Below are 24,985 nucleotides of genomic sequence, written 5' to 3'. Positions count from 1 at the left end.
CCATAGGGGGGAGACAATTGTGATTCAAACGAAACAAAAAGGCTTGCAAGAAGTTCTTATTGCAGCTATCAAGCGTGCAACTAACGAAAAAACATTGGTTAGTTTTGTAAAACAAATAGACTGGGTGGATCCGCTTCTGTTCTATGCAGCAGGAAAAAGGATTTCATTCGAAAATAGATGTTATTTTGCAGACCCGGCTCAGCATGTAATATTTGCAGGAATTGGCTCTGTTTTCACTATAGCAAATTCTTCTCATAAGCGCTTTCAAACCGCTCGCGACGAGTGGGAGAAAGTAAAAGAGAATGCATTTGTCCAAAGAGATGAATATGAATTTGGAACGGGTCCGCTTTTATTTGGTGGTTTTTCCTTTGATCCAGAAAAAGAGAAAACGGACCTATGGAAAGAGTTTAAAGATACGACATTTTCACTACCAGCATTTTTATTAACTGTAAAAAATGAAAAAGCATGGTTAACGATGAATACATTTGTTTCAGCAACAGATTGTGCAGAAAATCTTTATAACGAAATGATTTCTTTAGAAGAGAAAATTTTGAGAGAGAGTAAATGTGCGCTAAACGGATCGAAATTGACTGTTATTTCTAAAGTAGAAGTGGATCCGAAAGGCTGGATGAAAGCAATTGAAAAAGTACAAGATGAGATGAAGCAGGGTAACGTGCAGAAGGTTGTATTGGCGAGGGAACTAAAAGTAGAGATGAATCATTCGATTGATTCTGCTCTTGTTTTAGAAGCACTTCGCATTGGTCAACCGGATTGTTACGTATTTTCTTTTGATTATAAAGGAGCATGCTTCTTAGGAGCGACGCCTGAGAGATTAATTCGCAAAGAAGATGAGAAATTTACATCGATGTGTCTTGCGGGTTCAATCGGTCATGGTCATTCTATAGAAGAAAGTAAGCGAAATAGTAATGCGCTTCTTCATGATGAAAAGAATTTAGCTGAACATGGGTATGTTGTTAACATGATCCGCTCGGTACTAAATGAACATTGCGAATACGTTAATATTCCGGAAAGCCCAGGTTTATTAACAACGAAAAACTTAATTCACTTATATACGCCTGTAGAAGCAAAAGGCGATGCGAGTCTTTTAACAATGGTAGAAGAATTACATCCAACACCAGCTCTTGGCGGGACACCTCGTTTGGAAGCGATGAAACTGATCCGTGATGTTGAATTGTTAGACAGAGGGTTGTATGGTGCACCGATTGGCTGGATAGATGATGAAGGAAATGGTGAATTTGCGGTTGCGCTGCGCTGCGGATTATTAAACGGCGAGAAAGCATCCTTATTTGCCGGTTGTGGTATTGTAATTGATTCAATCCCGCAGCTTGAATATGAAGAAACAAGTTTGAAGTTTAGACCGATGCTTGGTGCTTTGGAGGAATTAATGAAATGAACAATCATATAGAAGCATTATCATATTATTTAGGCGCGTTCGTGGATGAACTGACGCGTCTAGATGTATGTGATGTTGTCATTAGTCCAGGCTCACGGTCAACGCCGATTGCTTTACTAATGGAACAACACGAAGGAATGAACACATATTTACATGTGGATGAAAGATCAGCAGGATTTTTCGCGCTCGGTATTGCGAAAGCAAAAAAACGCCCAGTAGCATTATTATGTACGTCAGGAACAGCAGCAGCGAACTATTATCCAGCTGTATGTGAAGCTTTTCATTCAAGGGTCCCACTTATCGTCTTAACAGCGGATAGACCGCATGAATTAAGAGATGTGGGTGCACCACAAGCAATGAATCAATTTAATTTATACGGTACTTTTGTGAAACAATTTACAGAGATGGCACTGCCAGAAGCAAGTGAAGCGATGTATCATTACGCTCGTATGACGACGCAGCGTATAGTAGCAAATGCTTGTTTAGCACCGCAGGGTCCTGTTCATCTTAATTTTCCAGTTCGCGAGCCACTTATCCCTGATTTCTCACTAGAAAGCTTATGGGATAAAGGACGTAGTGAATATACAGGAGTAGTTCAGCAAGGAAACGCGGTGATGCCGAGTGAATATGTAGATTCTCTTGTAGGGCGCCTTTCACATATGGAAAAGGGGCTTATTATTTGTGGAGATGATAGTCATGCAGAAATCGCAATGTTTGCAACGCAACTAGCTGAAAAAACTGGCTATCCTATATTAGCAGACCCACTTTCTAATATTCGTAGCGGACACCACGATAAAACGATGGTAATTGACTGTTATGATACATTTTTACGAAATGAAAAGTTAAAAGAAACATGGAAACCGGACGTTTTAATTCGCTTTGGTGGTATGCCTGTTTCTAAATCATTAACGCAGTTCATAAAAAAACAAACAAAAGCAGTTCATATCGTTGTCGATGAATCAGGACAATGGAGAGATCCAGCTCTTGTTGCGACAGAAGTTGTGCAAGCAAGTGACATTGAATTCTGCAAGGCATTAATAGAAAAAATGCCAGTTATGAAAAAGAATGATTGGTCCCTAATGTGGCAACATATAAACGAAAAAACGAAGGAAACGCTTCGTGAAATGGAAACATATGAAACTGCATTTGAAGGAAAGGTTATTACAGATATTGTGCGCGTATTACCAGAAGACGCAACGTTATTTGCGAGCAATAGTATGCCAATTCGTGATACAGACTCATTCTTCTTCACATCGGATAAAAACATCCATGTGATGGCAAACCGTGGTGTAAATGGTATTGATGGAATCATTTCGACAGCTCTAGGAGCAAGCGTTATTTGCGATCCACTTGTATTAGTAATTGGTGATTTATCATTTTATCACGATTTAAACGGGCTGTTAGCAGCGAAATTACATGAATTAAACATAACAATTGTCGTTGTAAATAATGATGGTGGGGGTATTTTCTCATTCTTACCACAGTATGAGAAAAAGGAACATTTTGAATCATTATTTGGAACACCAATTGGACTTGATTATGAGCATGTTGTCAAAATGTACGGCGGTTCATTTAGCCGTGTAAATGGTTGGGAGCAATTCCGAGAAGAAGTTCGAAAAGGAACGACGACAGAAGGTTTACACGTTGTGGAAATTTGTACGAACCGTGATGAAAACTTAACATTGCACCGTACGTTATGGGCAAAAACACAGGACGTAATTACTACATCTTTACAAGGTGAATCAAAATGAAAGTAACGCTGCAAGGTGTATCGTATGAATATGAAGTAGTCGGAAGCGGGGAACCACTTCTACTTCTTCATGGTTTTACGGGAAGCATGGAAACGTGGCGTTCTTTTATCTCTTCATGGAGTGAGCAGTTTCAAGTTATTGTAGTTGATCTTGTTGGGCACGGAAAGACGGAGAGTCCTGAAGATGTTGCGCATTATGATATCCGAAATGTGGCATTGCAAATGAAAGAACTACTAGATTACCTTCATATTGAAAAAGTACATATACTTGGCTACTCAATGGGAGGAAGACTGGCGATTACGATGGCATGTCTATATCCAGATTATGTACACTCTCTTTTATTAGAAAATTGTACAGCTGGGCTCGAAGACGAAGCGGATAGAAAAGAACGTCGTGAAAAAGATGATCGACTTGCCGATAAAATTGAGCGAGAAGGCATAGAAATTTTTGTATCGATGTGGGAAAATATTCCGCTTTTTGAAACGCAAAAACGTTTAGCAAAAAACGTACAAGAAGCGGTGCGAAAAGAACGACTTGCTAACAACCCAAAAGGGCTCGCAAATAGCTTGCGGGGCATGGGAACTGGGGCTCAGCCTTCATGGTGGGATGAGCTGAAAAACTTAAAAATACCTGTTCTTTTAATGAACGGAGAATATGATGAAAAGTTCTTCCGCATATTAAAAAACATCGAAAAATGCGTGTCTGATGCGAAATTTGTCAAAATTCATGGTGCTGGCCATGCAATTCATGTGGAACAACCGGAAAAGTTTGATACAATAGTAAAGGGATTTCTAAAAACTATGCAGTGATACTTTTTTCAGCAAGAAGGAAGCCACGCTTATAGGTGAAATCAGAAATATACAAGGAGGTAGTTGTAATGGCTATTGAATGGGTAAAAGAAGGCAATTACGAAGATATTATTTATTCAACATACAATGGTATCGCAAAAATTTCGATTAACCGTCCTGAAGTACATAACGCATTCCGTCCAAAAACGGTAATGGAGTTAATCGACGCTTTTGCACAAGCTCGTGATGATGCAAATGTTGGCGTTATCATTTTAACAGGTGAAGGTGGACGTGCATTCTGTTCTGGCGGCGACCAAAAAGTTCGCGGTCATGGCGGATATGTAGGTGACGACCAAATCCCACGTCTAAACGTATTAGACTTACAACGTCTAATTCGGGCAATTCCTAAACCAGTTATCGCAATGGTAGCAGGTTATGCAATCGGTGGTGGACATGTACTTCATATCGTATGTGACTTAACAATCGCTGCAGACAACGCTGTATTCGGACAAACAGGTCCTAAAGTAGGAAGCTTTGACGGTGGATACGGAGCTGGTTACTTAGCTCGTATGGTAGGCCACAAGAAAGCTCGCGAAATTTGGTACCTATGCCGTCAATATAGTGCACAAGAAGCGCTTGATATGGGCTTAGTAAATACAGTAGTACCATTAGAACAACTTGAAGCAGAAACAGTACAATGGGCACAAGAGATCTTAGCAAACAGCCCAATGGCACTTCGTTTCCTAAAAGCTGCATTCAACGCAGACACAGACGGTCTAGCTGGTATTCAACAACTAGCTGGAGATGCAACGTTATTGTACTACACAACTGACGAAGCAAAAGAAGGCCGCGACGCATTCAAAGAAAAACGCAGTCCGGACTTCGGTCAATTCCCTCGTTTCCCGTGATCAAACCAAAAGCGGAAGCGGCTTGCTTAGAACAAGAGGGCGTTGGAACTCCTGACGTAGAGGCGCTTTTTGCCTCGTAGGAAGGCGTGAAACGACCGACTGTTCTAGCCGCTGTAGCTGGATGAAACCAAAAGCGAAAGCAGCTCGTTCAGAATGTGAGGGGGATGGAGCTTCTGACGTAGAGGCGCTTTTTGCCTCGTAGGAAGAAGTGAAGCCACCGAGCATTCTAGCTGCTGTAGCTGGATAAGACCAAACCGGAAACAAAACAACTAAGAGACTTGATGTCATATCAAGTCTCTTTCTTTCATGAAAGGAGAATGTATGATGGAAACTATGCCAAATTGGTTAATGCAACGTGCGTTTTTAACACCAGATCGAACTGCAATTGAAATAGAGGAAGAGAAAGTTACTTTTATGGAGCTGCATGAAACAGTAGTATCTGTTTGTGAACGTCTCACGCATGTTGGAGTGAAGCGAGGGCAAAAGGTGGCTGTTCTGATGAAAAATGGTATGAAGATGATTACAGTTATTCACGCCCTATCGTACGTAGGGGCAGTAGCTGTGCTTTTAAATACGCGTCTTTCAAGAGAAGAGCTACTTTGGCAAATGGATGATGCTGAAGTTATTTGTTTAGTGACGGATCAAGATTTTGATGCTAAAGATATTCCTATCTATTCATTCGCCGAAGTGATGAATGGACCAAAAGAGGAAGCCTCTATACAAGAAGAGTTTTCTTTAGAAGAAGCGATGACAATCATTTATACGTCTGGGACGACAGGAAAACCGAAAGGCGTTATTTTAACGTATGGTAATCATTGGGCAAGCGCAGTCGGTTCATCGCTTAATTTAGGACTTCGTGATGATGATTGTTGGTTAGCCTGTATGCCGATGTTCCACGTTGGCGGGCTCTCGCTTTTAATGAAAAATATTATGTATGGCATGCGCATTTTACTCGTTCCGAAATATGATGCTGATTTTATTCATAAAGCACTTCAAACGAGAGGTGTTACGATCATTTCTGTTGTATCCAAAATGTTAACAGATTTATTAGAGAGACTTGGAGAAGGGACATACCCAGCTTCTTTACGATGCATGTTACTTGGCGGAGGACCAGCGCCGAAACCGTTATTAGAAACATGTGTGGAAAAAGGAATCCCTGTGTATCAAACGTACGGTATGACAGAAACGTCTTCGCAAATTTGCACGTTATCAGCAGATTACATGTTAACGAAAGTAGGATCAGCTGGAAAACCACTATTTCAGTGCCAACTTCGTATTGAAAAAGATGGTGTAGTAGTACCGCCATTTGTGGAAGGCGAAATCGTAGTAAAAGGACCGAACGTAACAGGTGGTTACTTTAACCGTGAAGATGCGACGCGTGAGACAATTCAAAACGGATGGCTTCATACTGGTGACCTCGGTTATTTAGATGAAGAAGGATTTTTATACGTATTAGATCGCCGCAGCGATTTAATCATTTCTGGCGGAGAGAATATATATCCGGCTCAAATTGAAGAAGTGTTGCTTTCTCATCCGGCGGTAGCGGAAGCTGGTGTTGTCGGTATGACTGATGATAAATGGGGACAAGTACCCGCTGCTTTTGTTGTAAAAAGTGGAGAGGTAACAGAAGAAGAAATTCTTCACTTTTGCGAGGAGAAATTAGCGAAATATAAAGTGCCGAAAAAAGCGTGTTTCTTAGAGGAATTACCACGAAATGCTTCGAAAAAATTGTTAAGACGAGAGTTAAGACAATTAGTGGAGGAGATGTAAGTGGAGATAAAAAAAGCGACACTTTATATAACGGAAATGCCACTCGTAATCCCGTTTGCTGCAAGCTACGGAACGTATGAAAAACGTGAAAGTATCGTCATTGAATTAGAAGATACGGACGGGTGCATTGGATTTGGCGAAGTCGTTGCATTTTCTGAACCGTGGTATACGGAAGAAACAGTGAAGACGGCGCTGCATGTACTGCAAGACTTTTTATTACCGGATGTATTAAAGGCTGAAATTTCTCATCCGAATGAAGTGCCGAGTTTGTTCCAGCATATAAAAAGAAACCGAATGGCAAAGGCGGGAATTGAAGGGGCTGTTTGGGATTTATATGCGAAGCGTCAAAACAAATCGCTAGCGACAGTGCTTGGCGGAACGAAGGCTGAAATTGAAGTCGGTGTCGTAATTGGGCTTAATACGATTCCAGTCATGTTAAAACAAATCGAGAAGTACGCGGAAGAAGGATACGAGCGTTTTAAAGTGAAAATAAAGCCAGAGCATGATTATGAGTTATTGAAAGAAATTCGTAAAGAGTTTCCGTATATCCCGTTAATGGCTGATGCGAATTCAGCATACACATTAGCGGATACGGAGAAGCTGAAACGACTAGATGAATTTCAACTGATGATGATTGAACAACCGTTAGCGGATTACGATTTTCTTGATCATGCACAGCTGCAGAAGAAGATTGAAACGCCAATTTGTTTAGACGAAAGTATTCATAGTTTAGAAGATGCACGCGTCGCGATTACGCTTGGTAGTTGCCGCATCGTTAACATTAAACCAGGGCGAGTGGGCGGATTAACAGAATCGGTTCAAATTCATAATTATTGCATGGAACATAACATAACCGTTTGGTGCGGCGGTATGGTGGAGATGGGGATTTCAAGAGCACAAAATGTTGCGCTTGCCTCATTGCCGAACTTTACGATCCCAGGCGATATATCTGCTTCTAGCAGACATTGGGAGAAGGATATTATTTCGCCGGCAGTGACGCTTGAGGGCGGGAAAGTGATGGTGCCGCAAAGCGTTGATACTGAGTATGAAGTAGAGCGTGGAAGGCTGGCGGAAATCACGAAGCAGCGGATTGTGTTTGAGCGGTAAGTGGGGTCTTTAAAATAGTAGGCGAATTTCGTCGTTAATTGTCGGTAAGTCGATATATTTCAATAATCGCTGATATAATTTTATTTACAAAGGTTACTCTAACGGGTAACCTTTTTGTATTGTACAAATGGGATAGACTAGTTTACAATCGAGCGTATAAAGGGGGAGTAAAATGAAGCGCATTTCAATTTTAATAGTGGATGATGAGGCAGAAATTGCTGATTTAATTGAGATACATTTAGAAAAAGAAGGGTACCACGTCGTAAAGGCAGCGGACGGGGAAGAGGCCGTTCATATTATTGAAACGCAGCCAATCGACTTAGTGGTTTTAGATATTATGATGCCGAAAATGGATGGGTATGAAGTGACGCGTCAAATTCGCGCGAAGCACCATATGCCAATCATTTTCTTAAGTGCGAAAACGTCTGATTTTGATAAGGTGACAGGTCTTGTGCTAGGGGCAGATGATTATATGACGAAACCTTTTACACCGATTGAATTAGTTGCACGTGTAAATGCACAATTACGCCGATTTCTTACGTTAAATCAGCCGAAAGTAGCGGAGAATAAATCTGCTTTAGAGGTAGGCGGGGTCGTGATTGATCCTGAGCGAAGAACAGTAAATGTGTACGGAGAACAAGTTGAATTAACACCGAAAGAGTTTGATATTTTATATTTATTAGCGAGCCATCCGAAGAAAGTGTACAATGTAGAAAATATTTTTCAGCAAGTATGGGCAGATGATTATTATGAAGGCGGAAATACAGTTATGGTACATATTCGTACGTTGCGGAAAAAGCTTGGGGAGGATAAAAGAAAAGATAAGCTAATAAAAACAGTTTGGGGAGTAGGGTATACTTTCAATGGGTAAAAAGATGAGAAGTTTTCGCTCAAAGATGGTTATGCTATTTGCGTTAAGTATGCTATTTGCTGGTGGCGTAACGTATATCATTTATGAAGGGTTACGGATCTATTATAAATCAGTCGTTCGTTTTGAAGATCCGTTAGCTCAATTGCGTTTTATGATAAGACAAATTGGGGATGTTAATTTCTTTTTAATTATTTTCATACCTTTGTCTATTATGTTTTTCTTCTTCCTTACTAGACCGTATTTAAAATATTTTGATGAGATTTCAAACGGAATTCATCATTTGGCGAACGGAGATTTTACAAATGAAGTGCGCGTTTCATCAAATGACGAGTTTGGAAATATCGCGCGTGAAATAAATGTTGCGAGTGAAAAGTTAAAAGAAGCGGTGGAAAGAGGAGACTTTGCGGAAAGTAGTAAAGATCAGCTCGTTGTAAACTTAGCTCATGATTTAAGGACACCGTTAACATCCGTGTTAGGGTATTTAGATTTAATTCTTAAAGATGAGAATTTAACAAAAGAACAAATTAAACATTTCTCCACAATTGCATATACGAAATCGCAAAGGCTCGAAAGTTTAATTGATGAGTTATTTGAAATTACGCGTATGAATTATGGCATGCTAAAGCTGGATAAAAAGCAGATTGATATAAGTGAGCTACTTATACAGTTAGATGAGGAATTGTATCCGTTATTAGAAAAACATCATTTAGAAGCTAGATTGAATATTGATCCGCATTTGCCGATTAACGGTGATGGAAAATTGTTAGCGAGAGTATTTGAAAACTTGTTAACAAATGCCGTTCGATACGGATATGATGGGCAATTTGTTGATCTGAATGGGTATATCGATAATGAAGAAGTTGTCGTACAAGTTATAAATTATGGAGATAGCATTCCAGAAGAAGATTTACCGTATCTTTTTGATATGTTTTATACAGGTGATAAATCGAGAACTGAGAACCGTGGCGGGACAGGACTTGGGCTATTTATTGCGAAAAATATTATCGAGCAGCATAACGGTACGATTTCTGCTGAAAGTAATGTAGTTAGAACAATGTTTGAAGTGCGATTGCCAAAAGACGAGAACGTAACAATTTAATAAAAATTTAAACTTTACCCTACTTTTTATTTTAATAGTTTTTTCTATTCTATACGTAAGTTACGTTAAGGAGGAACTAGAAATGAAAAAGTGGGTATTTATTTCTCTTTTTATCGCATGCACAATCTGTGTAGGCGTTTATATATCACCGTTATTTCAAAAAGAAATTGATGTGAAAATCGGCGAGGAAAATAGTGCAATAAAGAATGAAAATATGGAAAAGGTAGAGGTTACAAAAGAAGAAATCTATAAAGGGGATCTATTATTAGTTAATAAAGATTACCCAGTAAGAAAAGATAGCATTAGGTCTGACATTATAAATGTAAATCATAATAGTGAATTAGTGAGAGGCTATGTAATATTTGATAGAAATCTTCGTTTATCAAAGGATGTTGTAAAAAAGTTTTTGAACGTTGTCGATGCGGCTGGAAAAGATGGCGTACAACATTTCTTAATGAATAGCGGATATAGAGATTTTAAAGAACAAAGTAAATTATATAAAGACATGGGATCGGATTATGCACTCCCAGCAGGATATAGTGAACATAATTTAGGGTTATCACTGGACGTTGGATCAACGCAAAAGAAAATGGAAAAAGCGCCTGAAGGAAAGTGGATTGAAGAGAACGTATGGAAGCACGGCTTTGTTTTACGTTATCCGAAAAATAAAAGTAACATTACAGGCATTCAATATGAGCCATGGCACATCCGTTATGTCGGCTTACCTCATAGCGCAATTATGCAAAAAAAGAAAATTACACTAGAGGAATATTTAGATTTCTTAAAAGAGGAAAAAGAAATCACAACCGATGTGGAAGGTACGAAATATACGGTTTCTTATTATAAAGTTTCGGGGGATATGAAAGTGAATGTTCCAGCGAATAAGCAGTATGAAATTTCGGGGAATAATATGGACGGGGTTATTGTGACGGTTCAGAAATAGATGTTTCTCTGAAAATTAATATTTTATTTTTTATAATAGCATCCGTTTGTTGAAAATCAGGGTAACTTCTAATAGCTAATTCGTTTAAGGAAAAAGGTTCATACACCTTTGTTAAAGAAAAAGAAGGAAGTGGAGAAGTCTATTTCCTTCTTTTCTGTATATTAAGCACTATTTAGTGAAATTTGGCCTAAGCTTTACCTTTATGAGGATCGTAATCAATGAATATATTATCTATGCCTTAAATAGTTTTTTTCCCTTAAATATAGTATGAAGTTCGATAGGTTCAAGGAAAACATCACATTGATGATTTCAAATTGTAATATGGATTCTCACTTTACTTTTAAGCATAGCGTCGAAGTAGCTATAATCACCACGGCTATTTTTCTCATAAAGCAAGTTCCGCTACATATATCACTTATTCTTTTCTTTCCAAAGGGCAAATGGATTTTTTTCATAATGACTTTTATCAATTTTTAATAATTTTATGTCTCGTTGTTCTTTTGGAAGAGCTATTTGCTGATAGACATATTTTGTTCCTAATCCAATTTCTTCTTCCTCTTGTGAGGTATAGGAATAATAAACATGTTTAAGATTCGCCCAGTAAATAGCGCTTAAACACATTGGACAAGGTTCTCCACTTGCGTATAGTATACAATCGGAAAGGTCAGATGTACTAAGAATACGACAAGCCTCACGGATAGTTAAAAGTTCAGCATGCGCAGTAGGATCATGGGTTGTAAGAACCTCATTTACTCCCTTTGCAACAATTTCACCATCTTTAACAAGTACTGCACCAAATGGTTTCCCTTTTTCGTTTTTTGTATTGTTGTAAGCTAAATCTATTGCTAATTTCATAAATTCTTTGTGACTCATTTAGAAACCCTCCCTTAAAAATTAAACATGATTTTTTTCGCTCGCTTTTTTTGTTTTCCATAGTTGTTCTAGCATAATTACGATAATCGTACCAATGATGAGCCCGTTGCTTAAAATATATTGAAGAATAGTAGGTAGACTAGAAAATATTTCTTTAGGAAGAAACATTACTCCCATACCGATTAACAATGTGATTCCTAATATATTCAGTCGACGTTGATCTAATTCGTCCTTCAAAAGGGATTGAAATGAGATTCCTATCATTTGGACAAAGGATGCTAAACTTGCAGCACAAGCAACAGGACCAGGAAGCATAGCTAAAAAGTTTACGATTGACGGAACTAAGGCTATACCTGCTAAAGCTAAACTTGCTATTAGGAAGGGCATAATTCGTTTTTGTCCAGTTAATTTGATAAGACCCGCCGATACTGGTAAGGGTACAATTCCAATTGTTGAAAAAAGTGCTGATATGACATGGGTAATACCGCCTGCCCAACTGGCGCGGTTCATAGTCTGTTTTTCGGATGCGTCTGATTCTGGAACTACCTGTTTTACAGCCGTAACAGCTACTACCGTATTAGAGACTAAAATAAATGTAAATATAATTGAGGTTATAACCATGCCAGCATTTAATTGCGGAGTCCCCCATGCAAAAATATCTGGTAATTTAATGAAGGAAGCTGGTGTAGAAATCATAGTGGATTTTTTTCCTAATAAGAAATATAGTAACCACCCAAATAGAATTCCTAACAGTACGGAGTAACTTCTCACCCACCCTTTTCCTTTAATTGATAGCACTATCACTAGAACAAATACGCCAAATGAAATTGCTGCTACTTGATAATCTAGGCTGGATTGCCCTTGTATGCCAAACATTCCTTCTAAAAAGACACCACTAAGTTGAAGACTTAGAATCAATAGAAAAGAACCAGTAACTAAAGGAGTGAACAAGAACATTAGACGGTTAAACAAGCCAGTTATACCAAGGATAATTAGTAAAAATCCTGTAACTAGTAACCCTCCTTCTAAAAGTCGTAATGTTTCTGTTGTACTTTCCCCTTGCTGCATTGCCATACCTGCTAAAATGACAAATACGCTAACCCAGGAACCTGCAGGTCCGTCTGCAATCGGATAACGATGCCCGAAACAACCTTGTATAAAAGAGCTAATGCCCACCACAAAAAAGGTTCGTTGCATCAAATCAGATATTTCCTTAATCGATAAATGAAATACTCCACCAATTACGATTGGTAATGCAACAGAAGTGGCCAGCAGGAAAAAGAACCATTGAAATATGCTTAAAGCACCGGAAAACCTTTGTTTCTCCATATTGTTTCCCCTTCATATAAAATATTTGTTTTTTTTCAAGTACCATATAGAAATTAGTTCTAATGGGTTTAATAATAAAAAACTCCCGCAAACAAAGCTTTTATTAATCTATCCTGATGTTCTAGCTAACTTTTGCAAAGCTATTTTGTTTGAAAATGTATAACAATTTAAAGCTATTGTGGGAAATTTTTTTAGCTAAAATTATGATATCTTAGAATATAGTATATGAAAAATATAAAAAAAATTAATTTTACTTAAGTTTTTCATATAATGAGGAGGTTTTTTACTGATGGATATGAGACAACTACGATATTTCATAGCAATTGTAGAGGAAAGAAAAATTTCAGCTGCTGCGGAAAGACTTCATATTTCTCAACCACCGCTAAGTCAGCACTTAAAAGCGATGGAGGATGAATTAGGAACGAAACTAATGGAGAGAAATGGGAAGTTTTTAGGAGTAACGGAAGCAGGGAAAGCTTTATATAAGTATGCGCTACAAATGAATCATCTAATGGAAGAAGCAAAAATGGAGGTAAAGGAAGTTGGAAACGGGGTAAGTGGAAAACTGACAATAGGCATCAATACTTTTTCGGTATCCGGGTTACCTGATTTACTTCACAGGTTTCATAAAGAATATCCTAGAGTTACATATAAAGTTCATCAAAATGAGTCATCTCATCTTTGTCAATTAGTGAGAGAAAGGGTTATAGAGATGGCGATTATCCGACTACCGCTTGATTTAAATGATTTTTCAGCGATCCATCTTTATACAGAACCTTTTTACTTTATTACTTCAAATGAAAAGCAACTTTTTAATCATCAGGTTACGCTTGCTGACATTCAAAATCATCCTTTGATATTACCAAGTACAGAAGGATTGGGAGTTCATTATATGATTTTGGAAGCATTTTCGAAAGCTCAACTACATCCGAATATTATTGCGGAGTGCTCTGACATCTCTCTTTTACTAGATTTAGTCGCTTGTAACTTTGGAACAGCTATTGTTCCAGAAACTGTAATTAACCAATATCAAAACTACAATATTCAGGCTTTCAAAATTACAGATACAGATTTAATTGCATCTACGAGCTTAATATGGCTGAAAAATCATTATCTATCAAAAGCCGCTCAAAACTTTATAGAACTGTTAACGGAGGATATCCAGAAACAAACAGATTTATAGCGTTAAGGATATTCCAACATTCAAAATCCCAATCACTCATTGCTGTAATTGAGAAATTGGGATTTGTTTTTTTTACTATATGGCTCTTTTATGAATCGAGTTTAGTTCAAATCTATGATAAAGGACTAAACATTATAACGTTATATTTACTTCTCGCTTTTTTTGTGTTACGCTAAACGTGTGAAAGAGATATAAAATGAAATTTTAATGTAAGCGTATTCTTATGGCTTCTTATAGAAAAGGGTGGAAGTACAATGACAGAACGATTCGTACTACGTAATGTGAGACGTGTGAACGGGGAAGAGATTGACATTGTAATTGAAAATAATAAAATCGCACAGGTGACGAAAGCTGGTGCTGGTGAGGGTGGAAAGGTTCTTGATTACTCTGGTACTTACGTATCGAGTGGTTGGATTGATTTACACGTTCATGCTTTTCCAGAGTTTGATCCGTATGGCGATGAGGTGGATGAAATTGGCATTAAGCAAGGGGTAACGACAATTGTCGATGCAGGTAGCTGCGGAGCTGATCGTATTGCAGATTTAGTAAAAAGTAGAGAGCAGGCGAAAACGAATTTATTTGCCTTTTTAAATATTTCTCGCATCGGTTTGAAACGAATTGATGAATTATCCAATATGGAATGGATCGATAAAGAGAAAGTGATAGAAGCAGTAGAAAAGTATAAAGATATAATTGTTGGGTTAAAGGCGAGAATGAGTAAAAGTGTCGTTTGTGATAGTGGAATTGAACCGCTGCATGTAGCGCGCTCTTTATCCCGTGAAACATCATTACCGATTATGGTACATATCGGTTCAGCGCCTCCTCGCATTGAGGAAGTTGTACCTCTTTTAGAAAAAGATGATGTTATTACACATTACTTAAACGGGAAAGAAAATAATTTATTTGATGAAGAAGGCAAACCGCTACCTGTGTTACTAGATGCAGTGAAGCGCGGCGTACATTTAGATGTTGGTCACGGTAATGCTAGTTTTTCTTTTAAAGTAGCAGAAGCAGCGAAGCGTCACGGTATTGCCTTTCATACAATTAGTACAGATATTTACCGAAAGAATCGCGTGCATGGTCCAGTGTATAGTATGGCTCACGTTCTTTCGAAATTCCTTTACTTAGGTTATCCGCTAGAAGAAGTAATTGATGCGGTTACGAAAAATGCAGCAGAGTGGCTGAAAAAACCAGAGCTTGGCCGTATTCAAGAAGGCGATATTGCAAACTTAACTTTATTTACGGTGAAAGATGAGAAGATTACGTTAATCGATTCAGAAGGGGACCAGCGCATTGCTAAAAAAAGAATTGATACAAAAGGGGTTGTAATTAATGGGTCATTCATTGAATGCTAAGTACGGATTAAAAAGAGTAATTAATGCGAGCGGTAGAATGAGTATTTTAGGTGTATCTGCTCCTACAGATACGGTAATGGATGCGATGAAACATGGTGGACAAAATTATGTGGAAATTGCTGATTTAGTAGATAAAGCAGGAGACCATATTGCGAGAATTCTAGATTCAGAGGCAGCGGTCGTTGTGAATTCAGCATCGAGCGGAATTGCGCTTTCTATCGCTGGTATCGTTACAGAAGGAAATCGCCGTAAAAGTGAAAGACTTCATCAAGAAGTAATCGCGAAAAACGAAGTGATTATGTTAAAAGGTCATAACGTTCAATACGGTGCTCCTGTTGAAACGATGATTTACTTAGGCGGCGGTAAACTTGTAGAAGTTGGCTATGCAAATGAAGGGAAAGCAGAGCATATTGAAGATGCAATTGGTGAAAATACAGCAGCGATTCTGTATGTGAAATCACATCATGCAGTGCAAAAAAATATGATTTCTGTTGAAGAAGCATGGGAAGTTGCGCAGCGAAATAACGTACCGCTTATCGTGGATGCAGCAGCTGAAGAAGACATTCAAAAATATGTGAAGTATTCAGATCTTGCTATTTATAGCGGTTCAAAGGCGATTGAAGGACCTACTTCTGGTATTGTTGGCGGGAAACGAAAATATATTGAGTGGCTGAAAGTGCAATTACATTGCATTGGAAGAAGTATGAAGGTTGGGAAAGAAACAACATTTGGCTTACTTCAAGCGCTTGATGAGTACGGAGTAAAAGAAGATAAGAGCGAGCAAGAAAAAGAATTGCTACAAGTACTTATGCCGCTAAAAGAATTAAATGGTGTAAATGTAACGATCGTTCAAGATGAAGCGGGAAGAGCAATCTTTAGAGCCCGTATTCATATTAACGAAAAAGAGTTAAATAAATCGGCAAAAGACGTTGTGACAGCATTACGCGAAGGGGAAATCGCGATTTATACACGTGATTACGGAGTAAGACAAGGATTCTTTGATATTGATCCACGTCCACTTCAAGGTGATGACATACATGTGATTGAAGAAAAATTGAGAGAAATTGTAGGGGGAAACTAAAATGACAAACATTCAAAAACGTTTTTATAAAGGCCGCGTAGCATTAAATGTATTGGCAAACAATATAGAAAATGCAAAAGATATTTTTGAAGCAGCAGAAAGTTATGTAGTAGTGGGAGTGTTATCAAAAGACTATCCAACAGTAGAAGAAGCTGTTACAGCTATGAAAGCATATGGAAAAGAAATTGATGACGCTGTATCAATCGGACTAGGCGCAGGAGATAATCGCCAAGCGGCAGTTGTGGCTGAAATTGCGAAGCATTATCCTGGTAGCCATATTAACCAAGTGTTTCCTTCAGTTGGAGCGACACGTGCAAATCTTGGCGAAAAAGATAGCTGGATTAATAGTTTAGTATCACCAGCAGGAAAAGTAGGGTACGTAAATATTTCTACTGGCCCAATTAGTGCGGCTGGAGAAGAAAAAGCAATCGTTCCAATTAAAACAGCGATCGCACTTGTACGTGATATGGGCGGAAATTCATTGAAGTACTTCCCGATGAAAGGGCTAGCCCATGAAGAAGAATATCGCGCAGTTGCGAAGGCTTGTGCGGAAGAAGGATTCGCATTAGAGCCAACAGGCGGAATTGATAAAGAAAACTTCGAAACAATTGTACGTATTGCGCTTGAGGCAAATGTAGAGCAAGTTATTCCGCACGTGTACTCTTCTATTATTGATAAAGAAACTGGCAATACGAAAACAGAAGATGTTCGCGAATTATTAGCAGTCGTGAAGAAGTTAGTTGATCAATATGCGTAAGAAAATTGCAGCATTCGGCGAAGTAATGATGCGCCTGCAAGTACCGGGATATGAATTGTTATCGCAAGCTAATACATTAAAATACTCATTTTCTGGTACGGGTGTGAACGTGGCAGCAGCACTTTCTCATCTAGGACATGAAGGGCTTCTTATTTCTACTTTACCGGAAAATTCGGTTGGGGATGCTGCATTATCTTACATTCAAAAATTAGGCGTGCAAACCTCACTTGTTTCAAGAGGGGGTAAATATGTTGGCATGTACTTTTTAGAAAATGGATTTGGGGCACGTGCAAGCCGCGTTACATATTCAAATCGATTAGAAAGTAGTTTCAATACGGCATGTGAAGAGATGTATCAATTTGAAGAAATCGCTAAGGAAATTGATATCGTTCATTTTTGCGGGATTACACTTGCGATGAATGATACGGTGCGTTGTCATATGAAATCTTTGGCGAAAGCAGTGAAAGAAAATGGAGGCACTGTCGTTTTTGATTGCAATTATCGTCCATCTCTTTGGGGAGAAGATGGATATGAACAGGCGAAACCGCATTATGAAGAAATGCTGGGACTTGCTGATATCGTTATGATGAACGAAAAAGATGCAATGTTTGTTTTAGGAATAAAAACCGAAGAAACGGAGCGAGAGGCGCAACTTGTTGATCTTATTCCAAAGGTAGCTGAAACGTATCATATCGCTACAATCGCTGGTACTCATCGCTCTATTAACAGTGATAATACACATTCGCTTCGCGGGTTTATATGTAAAGATGGAACGTTCACTTTTGCAAAAACACTTACGTTTTCTGTATATGATAGAATAGGTGCTGGAGATGCTTATACGAGCGGAATTATTCATGGCGAGATAAAGGAGTTCGCACCAGAGAAAGCTGTTTCATTTGCGTCAGCAGCTGGAATGCTAGCACATACAATCGTCGGTGATACGCCAATGTCATCAGAGAAGGATATACTTCGGGCAATGACGGCATCAGTAGGTGATGTAGAAAGGTAGTGGGTGTAACGGTGAACGTAACGAGAAAAAAAGGACCATTATATTTGCAAATAAAAAATATTATTCGTGATCGAATATTGCATGGTGTATATGCGATTCATACGAATATTCCTTCCGAACCGCAGTTAGAAGAAGAGTTCAAAGTGAGTAAAATTACAGTGCGAAATGCGATTAAAGAACTCGCTCAAGAAGGATATTTGGAAAAGAAAAGCGGTAAAGGAACGAAAGTCATCCGCAATACTTCTGCGACAAAACTGTCAAAGGGTAAGAAATTTACTGAAGTGTTAGTGGAAGAAGGATATAAAGTACAGAAGAAATTGCTAAAAGCAGAAATTGTGCAGAATGAAGAAGGAACAGTGCCATTTCGATTATTCGGTAAGGAGAGTTTTCGTATTGAACGTTTATATACGTTAAATGATGCACCGTACATTCATTATACGCACTATTTCTCAGCAGGAATGGCAAGTTCAGATTTATCGGATTTTGACTTGCAATCGCTTTATGATTTAGTTGAAGACCGAGGTATTCATTTAGAAAACTTCAGAGATGAATTCGCTGTTGGACTCGCGCCTATTTTCGTTGCAGAAGCGCTAGGTGAAAAAGAGGGGACAGCGCTATTAAAACGCATGCGTTATTCTTACGATGAAGTTGGCGAAATAATTGAATATAGCGAAGGCTACTACAATACAGAAATGCAGCATTATGTAGTGAATTATGACGTATAAAAAAGAGGGGATTTTCCCTCTTTTTTTATAAAGTAAGGAGAATGGGAGATGGATATATACTTATTAATCGTCACGTTACTTGCAATTGCGATTGTTATTTTAGGGGTATCATGGTGGAAATGGCATGCATTTATTAGTTTAACAGTTGCGAGTTTGTTTTTAGCTATCATGTCTGGACTGAACTTAACGAAAATAGTGACTGCCTATGAAACTGGTGTTGGTAGTGTACTAGGGCATTTAGTTGGTATTTTAGCTCTCGGAACAATTTTAGGGAAAATGATGTCCGATTCAGGGGCCGGCATGCAAGTGGCAGATTTCTTTATTCGATTTTTCGGTGTAAGGAAACTACCTTGGGCTATGTTATTTGCAGGATTTGTTATAGGGATTCCAGTGTTTTTTGAAGTGGGGATCGTCATTTTATTACCACTTGTTATTTCCATTCGAAAAACGACGAAGCAAAATATATTATTAATTGCGTTACCTGTCATTGCAGGATTATCTATTGTTCACGGGCTCGTGCCTCCGCATCCAGGGGCGATGACAGCAATCGGTATTTATAACGCGAACTTAGGAAAGGTACTTTTATATTCATTAATTATCGCGTTACCAACAGCCATTATCGCAGGACCGATATTTGCAAAGTGGGTACATAAAAGGGTTATACCTGAAAATGAACCAGAGCTTATTCGAGTTACGACTGTCTCAACTGATTTGCCGAGTCGTAAAGTTTCATTCTTTATTATTTTACTACCAGTTGTATTGATGATTTTATCAGTAGTTGCACCATATATTTCATTACCGAAAAAAATGACTGAATTTTTCGTGTTTATAGGAAGTCCAGTAATCGCCTTACTTATTTCATGTTTCGCAGCATTTTATTTACTTGGTATCAAACAAGGAATTAATAAAAAGATGATTAAAAAATTAACAGACGAAAGTTTATTACCGGTCGGTTCCATTATTTTAATTATCGGTGCAGGCGGTGGATTTAAACAAATATTAATTGAAAGCGGCGTTGGAACAGCTATTGCACAAATGGCAGAACATATTTCGTTATCACCAATCGTATTAGCTTTCATGGTAGCTGGTTTAATTCGAATTGCAACAGGTTCAGCTACAGTAGCATTAACGACAGCAGCAGGGATTGTTTCACCAGTTATTCAGCACATGTCTGGTGTGAATTTAGAGCTTCTCGTTATTGCAACCGGTGCAGGTTCATTAATGTTTTCTCACGTAAATGATGCAGGGTTCTGGCTTGTAAAAGAGTATTTAGGTTTGACGGTGAAGGAAACGTTTAAAACGTGGACGGTACTCGAGACATTGTTATCATTTATTGCATTCGGTTTTGCCCTTTTGTTGAATATGTTTCTTTAGGAGAGGAGGTCAGATTTAAACGAATAAACCCTACAGAGAAATTACATTTCCTCTGTAGGGTTTATTCGTTTTTTGTGCTTTCTATTACTTAATGGAACGGACATACTGATCTTCTCCATCGTCTTTGACAAAGACTCCTAGCTCATTCAAATCTTTGCGTAAATGCTTCTTTTTTTTCGAGTTTCCTTCTCGAAGGGCATTTCGTCTTTCATACAAAATAGTATTTATGCTTTTATTAAATCGCTCATCCTCTAATTTCCATAAGCTATACTCATGTTTATAAGGATCTTGTTCCACCCAGGGGAAGCCGTGCATTAAGAAAGTATCTTTAATTTTGCTTGGGGTAATGTCAGATGTTTCACGTAACCATTCTCGGTCTTCTTGATCAATGATAACCACTTGACGCTTATCTACAAAAACGGCTTTTACATTTGATCTGGTGATTTGTTTCTTTTGATCGTCCTTATTCACGTGAATGCTTTCCGAAGTAATGTTCATTTTTAAAGCTTCACTATAAATAATTAAAGAAAATAAAATTCCTGCAATAACACCAATTAGCATGAGGATAATAGGAAGCCAGAAGGGGTTAATAGAATGTAAAAGTTCTATAATTTTTGAATCAGAAAAGAGAGGAATCTTTTTTATAATCTCTATTAATTTAGGGGAAAAATATCCAATAACGCCTAAAAGGATGGGACTTGCTATAGCAAGTAATTTTTCTAAAAAACCTAATCCAATGACAGATGCCTTTTTCATGTGTAGTTCATCCTTTCTTATATATTTTTTTTAACCGGGCATGTTTTAAACAGTGAGTTTCTTCACCATTTTTATGAGCTCATCTGAGTAATTTTCTATGGATATAGATGAATTTGCCTTCAGCATTCTTTCTTCGATTGCTCCTAAAATAAATGAAGCTAATGTGTCGGTTTGGAAAGAATCGGAAAACACGCCATTTTGTTGACCAGTCTTCAAAATATCTAATAACATCGTTCTAAGAGCATCCTCCTCTTCGTCGTCTTCGATTCTGTAATAAGGAACGTTCTCTTCATTTCTTGCATTAAAGACAATCTCAATTAAGGCAATATTATTTTTGTAATGAGTTTCTTGATAAGCCAAATGCGCTTCAATAAAAGCCTCTAGTTTATTTATTTCAGATTGAGCTAATAGCACTCGATTACTAATAAATTCATGTTGCTTGGCAACTAAAAATTGTAATGTGCGATTCATAAGGTAAAGCTTATCATTAAAATGATAAGAAATAAGTCCGGTACTAATCTTAGCCTTTTTTGCCACCTTCGTTAAGCTTAAGTTGTTATATCCAACCTCTTCTAATGTATCAATACATGCAAGAATAATTTGTTCACGCCTAGCCTCTGCAATAAAAGAATCAGTCACGCTATTCAACTCCTAATTTATATGATTTGAATGTATAATCAAAAAATTGATTGATCGTTCAATTAAATATTAGTAAGAAATTAAGAGTATGTCAAATGTTTTATGCTTACATCTGGATAAGGCTCATTCGCTTTTTAATAAAGCCCAATTCCTAAAACAAGCCCGTTTTTAGGTAAGCCAAGCTTCCTATTCGCCCTGAAAACATAATATAAATGGAATCCCCTCATTTAGAGCAAGGTGAACTTGTTATGAATGATACTAAAGGAGGAATAGGGTAATGAGCGAAAAGTGTGAACACAGACATGATGATTGTAACCGCAGACATGGTTGCGGAGGCGGTTTTGCGCTTCTAATTGTATTGTTTATTTTATTAATTATCATCGGTGCTAGCTGCTTCGGCGGAGGCGGCGGTTGTGGCTATGGTGGTTATGGCGGTTATGCTGGCGGCTACGGCGGATATTGCTGCTAATTATTAAAAACTATTGAAAATGGCCTTGTGCAATACGCACAAGGCCATTTTATTCATATTTTTATATGCTGTGATAATTTATTAATGTACAGAGAACGGATTAAGAAGAAGAAAATGATCTCGATAATCCCGAAAAAGGTGAGTACGATACATGTCTCTTTTAGTAATGAGAAAGAGAACATGCTTTGTAAAAACTTAACTGCAAATAACGTGTGAATACCAGCAACGATGTAAGGGACGAAAAATAAAATTCCTAATTGAATCGTTGCAGAACGAAACATTTCTGTTTCTGTTAAACCAAGCTTTGTAATCGTAATATACTTTTGTCTCTCAGTTGTTAAGTCATTATACATACGGAAATATAAAACACTAGCTGCTCCGATAAAGAAAATAAAGCCGAGAAATGCCCAAATAAAGAAAGTAGCAATTGAATTTCCTTTGCTGTATTTTAGGTCATCGGCCGCTGTATAAATATTAAATGGGGGTTGAAAATCAGTTTCCGCATTTTTGTGTGCCTCATAGAAGTTATCTGTATCATTTCTAATATGTTTTAATATATTTTTCGTAGGAGCAATCGCATTTTCCCAGTTTTCAACGAAGTAATTATACACTATGGTTGTTTCAATATGAGGAATCATATTATTGAATACATCATCTTGTACAACCATTAAATAAGGGAATGCGAAGGCTGGTTCAATTGATTTATTAATAAATCCTTTAATATGAAATTCTTTTTTATTAGATCCAATTGTAATTGTATTTTGTTTTGCGAATGGATTTGATACAAGATTTAAGAGCTCTGGTGAGTAACGAGAAATAATATAAACTTGTGTAGAATCAAGATGTATTTCTGGTCTCCTTAATTGTTTCGCAAGCGTGTTATAATCACTCATTTTCATAAGAGCAATGTCTTCTTTTAAAGCGGTATCTTTTAACAATGTAGACTTATGTTTGTTGTATTGAAAATTAGCATTTGTAAGCTCCGTTTCAATTTTAGCAATATGTTTTTGTTCAAGTGCATTTTCCCCTGTAGACGTATATGTGAAGGGGAAAGGACGGCGTTCTAATATCATTGCTTTCGTATTATTATTAGTAGCAAATAATCCGATAATAATCGTAAATGCAAGTGCAGATAGCATAGAAACGATAAAGAGTACATTAATATTACTACGAGTACGGTTAGCTAAATCTGAAATCCATAACATATTTATTTGCTTCATATAAAACTTTCTCCGCTTTTTCAAAATAAAGATAAAGAGAAGAAACGTTTGTGAAAAGAATAAATATGTTCCCACCACTACGAGCGGTAAAATAGATAAAATAATAAGGAGGGCAGAGCCGTTTTGTAAATTTTTTTCTGTTATATAACTTTGCGGATAACCAGCAATATAATAGCATAGTCCTAAACAAATTAAGGCAAATAGTGAAATGAGTATAGACGGTCTTTTTTCGTTTTTTTCCTTTTTATTATTTTTAATTAATCGAGTTGTTTTACGAGTACGAATGAACATCGGTGTAAACGTAGATACGATAAGAAATAAAATAATAAAAGTTATTGTTGTAACGATAATTGCTTCTGTAGGCCAATATAAATAGAGACCTTTTGCGTTTGTTAATTTAGAAGTAACGAGTAAGAAAAAGTTAGAAAAAACAAGACCGCCTTGAATACCAGCAAAAATAGCGAGCATTCCAATTATCATATTTTCAGTAAACAAAAGTCGTTTTAATTGTTTTTGAGATATACCGAGAACAGTTAAAATGCCAAATTGTTGTTTCCGTACATTTAAAAATGTCCCAATAGAATATAAGAGAAAGAAGAACGAGAACAAAACGATAACAAACTGTGCCATGCCGGTTAAGTTCATGAGCGGATCTTGTTCTTGTAATTTATTCATAATTTGTAAGCGCGGATGATACGCGTATACAGTAAATGAAAAGAAAACCATTATCGAAAACGCACTACTTACGAAATAAGCGAAATATGCTTTTGAATTACGCGAGACATTTTTAAATGCGAACTGCCAAAATGTCATCCACGTCTTCCTCCTAATAAGGCTAGAACATCTAATATTTCTTGATAAAACTTCTCGCGATATAATCCGCGGTGTAGTTCATTGTAAAGCTCTCCATCTTTAATGAAAATAACACGGTTACAATAACTTGCTGCAAACGGATCGTGTGTAACCATTAAAATCGTTGCATCTTCTTCTTTATTTAATTTCGTAAATAGCTCCATTACGTCAATTGCCGCTTTTGAATCTAAGTTTCCTGTCGGTTCATCGGCAAGTAGAAGTGAAGGATGATGAATAACAGCACGTGCTACTGCGGTACGCTGTGCTTGTCCCCCAGAAACTTCAAAAATACGCTTGTCCAAAATATGATCAATCCCAAGCTTTTTTGAAATGTTATCAAGCTTTTCATCCATTTCTTTTAATGGAACATTATCTAATGTTAAAGGTAGTACGATATTTTCACCGATTGTTAGTGTATCTAGTAGGTTAAAGTTTTGGAAAACAAATCCTAACTCTTGGCGGCGGAAAATAGCTAACTTCTCTCTACGAAATGTGTGCGGTTTTTTTCCGTTAATAACGACGTCACCAGAAGTCGGAGAATCGATTGTAGAGATAACGTTTAAAAATGTAGATTTTCCGCTACCAGATGGTCCCATAATGGCAACGAATTCACCTTTATCCACGTGTAAATTTATATTTTTTAAAGCAGTATGAGGGACTTTTCCCTCATATACTTTTGAGACGTTTTTTATGTGTAATACTTCTTCCATAG

General features: G+C 37.5%; 23 protein-coding genes. 17 read left to right on the top strand and 6 right to left on the bottom strand.

The window, feature by feature from the left end:
- Window positions 1-19: 19 nt before the first annotated feature.
- From GBN91_RS05435 to GBN91_RS05395, 9 genes are all read left to right on the top strand, one after another.
- Window positions 20-1,414: an isochorismate synthase gene (locus tag GBN91_RS05435; RefSeq protein WP_016123513.1), complete on the top strand. Its 1,395-nt coding sequence runs from the start codon at window positions 20-22 to the stop codon at window positions 1,412-1,414.
- The gene (menD, locus tag GBN91_RS05430; protein ID WP_001059195.1) at window positions 1,411-3,165 is read left to right on the top strand and encodes a 2-succinyl-5-enolpyruvyl-6-hydroxy-3-cyclohexene-1-carboxylic-acid synthase; all 1,755 of its coding nucleotides are present in this window, start codon (window positions 1,411-1,413) and stop codon (window positions 3,163-3,165) included. The genes GBN91_RS05435 and menD overlap by 4 nt, the downstream gene beginning before the upstream one ends.
- Entirely contained in the window at window positions 3,162-3,974 is an 813-nt protein-coding gene (gene menH / locus GBN91_RS05425) for a 2-succinyl-6-hydroxy-2,4-cyclohexadiene-1-carboxylate synthase (protein ID WP_098601423.1), read from the top strand. The genes menD and menH overlap by 4 nt, the downstream gene beginning before the upstream one ends.
- Before the next feature lie 68 nt (window positions 3,975-4,042).
- Window positions 4,043-4,861: a 1,4-dihydroxy-2-naphthoyl-CoA synthase gene (gene menB, locus GBN91_RS05420; RefSeq protein ID WP_113304884.1), complete on the top strand. Its 819-nt coding sequence runs from the start codon at window positions 4,043-4,045 to the stop codon at window positions 4,859-4,861.
- Window positions 4,862-5,185: 324 nt separating this feature from the next.
- A complete protein-coding gene (locus tag GBN91_RS05415) occupies window positions 5,186-6,631 on the top strand; it encodes an o-succinylbenzoate--CoA ligase (protein ID WP_193222112.1) in 1,446 nt (481 codons plus the stop codon).
- Window positions 6,632-7,738: an o-succinylbenzoate synthase gene (menC, locus tag GBN91_RS05410; RefSeq protein ID WP_152121301.1), complete on the top strand. Its 1,107-nt coding sequence runs from the start codon at window positions 6,632-6,634 to the stop codon at window positions 7,736-7,738.
- Between the two features lie 172 nt (window positions 7,739-7,910).
- Window positions 7,911-8,609, top strand: coding sequence for a response regulator transcription factor (locus GBN91_RS05405; RefSeq protein WP_098340122.1), 699 nt, complete (start codon window positions 7,911-7,913; stop codon window positions 8,607-8,609).
- On the top strand, window positions 8,602-9,708 hold the full coding sequence (locus tag GBN91_RS05400; RefSeq protein WP_113303109.1) for a HAMP domain-containing sensor histidine kinase: 1,107 nt from the start codon (window positions 8,602-8,604) through the stop codon (window positions 9,706-9,708). The genes GBN91_RS05405 and GBN91_RS05400 overlap by 8 nt, the downstream gene beginning before the upstream one ends.
- Window positions 9,709-9,790: 82 nt before the next feature.
- A complete protein-coding gene (locus GBN91_RS05395) occupies window positions 9,791-10,651 on the top strand; it encodes a M15 family metallopeptidase (protein WP_113303108.1) in 861 nt (286 codons plus the stop codon).
- A 411-nt stretch (window positions 10,652-11,062) separates the two neighbouring features.
- Here GBN91_RS05395 and GBN91_RS05390 read toward each other — a convergent pair whose 3' ends face one another.
- Together GBN91_RS05390 and GBN91_RS05385 are read right to left on the bottom strand one after the other, a co-directional pair.
- Window positions 11,063-11,524 (bottom strand): nucleoside deaminase, encoded by a 462-nt coding sequence (locus tag GBN91_RS05390; RefSeq protein WP_113303107.1) that lies wholly within the window; start codon window positions 11,522-11,524, stop codon window positions 11,063-11,065.
- Between the two features lie 21 nt (window positions 11,525-11,545).
- Window positions 11,546-12,853 (bottom strand): purine/pyrimidine permease, encoded by a 1,308-nt coding sequence (locus GBN91_RS05385; RefSeq protein ID WP_152121300.1) that lies wholly within the window; start codon window positions 12,851-12,853, stop codon window positions 11,546-11,548.
- A 289-nt stretch (window positions 12,854-13,142) separates the two neighbouring features.
- Between GBN91_RS05385 and GBN91_RS05380 the strand changes: the two genes are divergently transcribed.
- The 7 genes from GBN91_RS05380 to gntP all read left to right on the top strand — a co-directional run bounded on the left by GBN91_RS05380 (window position 13,143) and on the right by gntP (window position 20,337).
- Window positions 13,143-14,036, top strand: coding sequence for a LysR family transcriptional regulator (locus GBN91_RS05380; RefSeq protein WP_113303105.1), 894 nt, complete (start codon window positions 13,143-13,145; stop codon window positions 14,034-14,036).
- 254 nt (window positions 14,037-14,290) lie between these two features.
- Window positions 14,291-15,391, top strand: coding sequence for an amidohydrolase/deacetylase family metallohydrolase (locus tag GBN91_RS05375; RefSeq protein WP_152121299.1), 1,101 nt, complete (start codon window positions 14,291-14,293; stop codon window positions 15,389-15,391).
- On the top strand, window positions 15,369-16,472 hold the full coding sequence (locus tag GBN91_RS05370; RefSeq protein ID WP_061531236.1) for a DgaE family pyridoxal phosphate-dependent ammonia lyase: 1,104 nt from the start codon (window positions 15,369-15,371) through the stop codon (window positions 16,470-16,472). The genes GBN91_RS05375 and GBN91_RS05370 overlap by 23 nt, the downstream gene beginning before the upstream one ends.
- Before the next feature lies 1 nt (window position 16,473).
- On the top strand, window positions 16,474-17,229 hold the full coding sequence (gene dagF / locus GBN91_RS05365) for a 2-dehydro-3-deoxy-phosphogluconate aldolase (RefSeq protein WP_113303103.1): 756 nt from the start codon (window positions 16,474-16,476) through the stop codon (window positions 17,227-17,229).
- Entirely contained in the window at window positions 17,222-18,238 is a 1,017-nt protein-coding gene (locus GBN91_RS05360) for a sugar kinase (RefSeq protein ID WP_152121298.1), read from the top strand. The genes dagF and GBN91_RS05360 overlap by 8 nt, the downstream gene beginning before the upstream one ends.
- Window positions 18,238-18,963: a GntR family transcriptional regulator gene (locus GBN91_RS05355; protein ID WP_000539276.1), complete on the top strand. Its 726-nt coding sequence runs from the start codon at window positions 18,238-18,240 to the stop codon at window positions 18,961-18,963. The genes GBN91_RS05360 and GBN91_RS05355 overlap by 1 nt, the downstream gene beginning before the upstream one ends.
- A 48-nt stretch (window positions 18,964-19,011) precedes the next feature.
- Window positions 19,012-20,337 (top strand): gluconate permease GntP, encoded by a 1,326-nt coding sequence (gene gntP / locus GBN91_RS05350; RefSeq protein WP_000356182.1) that lies wholly within the window; start codon window positions 19,012-19,014, stop codon window positions 20,335-20,337.
- An 84-nt stretch (window positions 20,338-20,421) separates the two neighbouring features.
- Here the strand turns inward: gntP and GBN91_RS05345 are convergent, their stop codons facing one another.
- On the bottom strand, window positions 20,422-21,093 hold the full coding sequence (locus GBN91_RS05345; RefSeq protein WP_000710347.1) for a YqeB family protein: 672 nt from the start codon (window positions 21,091-21,093) through the stop codon (window positions 20,422-20,424).
- A 45-nt stretch (window positions 21,094-21,138) separates the two neighbouring features.
- A complete protein-coding gene (locus GBN91_RS05340; RefSeq protein WP_000132248.1) occupies window positions 21,139-21,732 on the bottom strand; it encodes a TetR/AcrR family transcriptional regulator in 594 nt (197 codons plus the stop codon).
- Window positions 21,733-22,009: 277 nt separating this feature from the next.
- Between GBN91_RS05340 and GBN91_RS05335 the strand changes: the two genes are divergently transcribed.
- Complete coding sequence (locus GBN91_RS05335; RefSeq protein ID WP_001290392.1) at window positions 22,010-22,201, top strand: YjcZ family sporulation protein; 192 nt, start codon at window positions 22,010-22,012, stop codon at window positions 22,199-22,201.
- Window positions 22,202-22,254: 53 nt separating this feature from the next.
- Here GBN91_RS05335 and GBN91_RS05330 read toward each other — a convergent pair whose 3' ends face one another.
- Both GBN91_RS05330 and GBN91_RS05325 read right to left on the bottom strand, forming a co-directional pair.
- Window positions 22,255-24,234 carry an FtsX-like permease family protein gene (locus GBN91_RS05330; RefSeq protein WP_049107530.1) on the bottom strand — a complete coding sequence of 660 codons (1,980 nt, stop codon included), beginning with the start codon at window positions 24,232-24,234 and terminating at the stop codon, window positions 22,255-22,257.
- Entirely contained in the window at window positions 24,231-24,983 is a 753-nt protein-coding gene (locus tag GBN91_RS05325) for an ABC transporter ATP-binding protein (protein WP_000393250.1), read from the bottom strand. Before GBN91_RS05325 ends, GBN91_RS05330 begins: the two co-directional genes overlap by 4 nt.
- Window positions 24,984-24,985 lie beyond the last annotated feature (2 nt).

The organism is Bacillus sp. B1-WWTP-T-0.5-Post-4, assembly GCF_009183795.1.
Lineage (GTDB): Bacteria > Bacillota > Bacilli > Bacillales > Bacillaceae_G > Bacillus_A > Bacillus_A cereus.
This window is presented reverse-complemented; position numbering and strand designations above follow the sequence as displayed.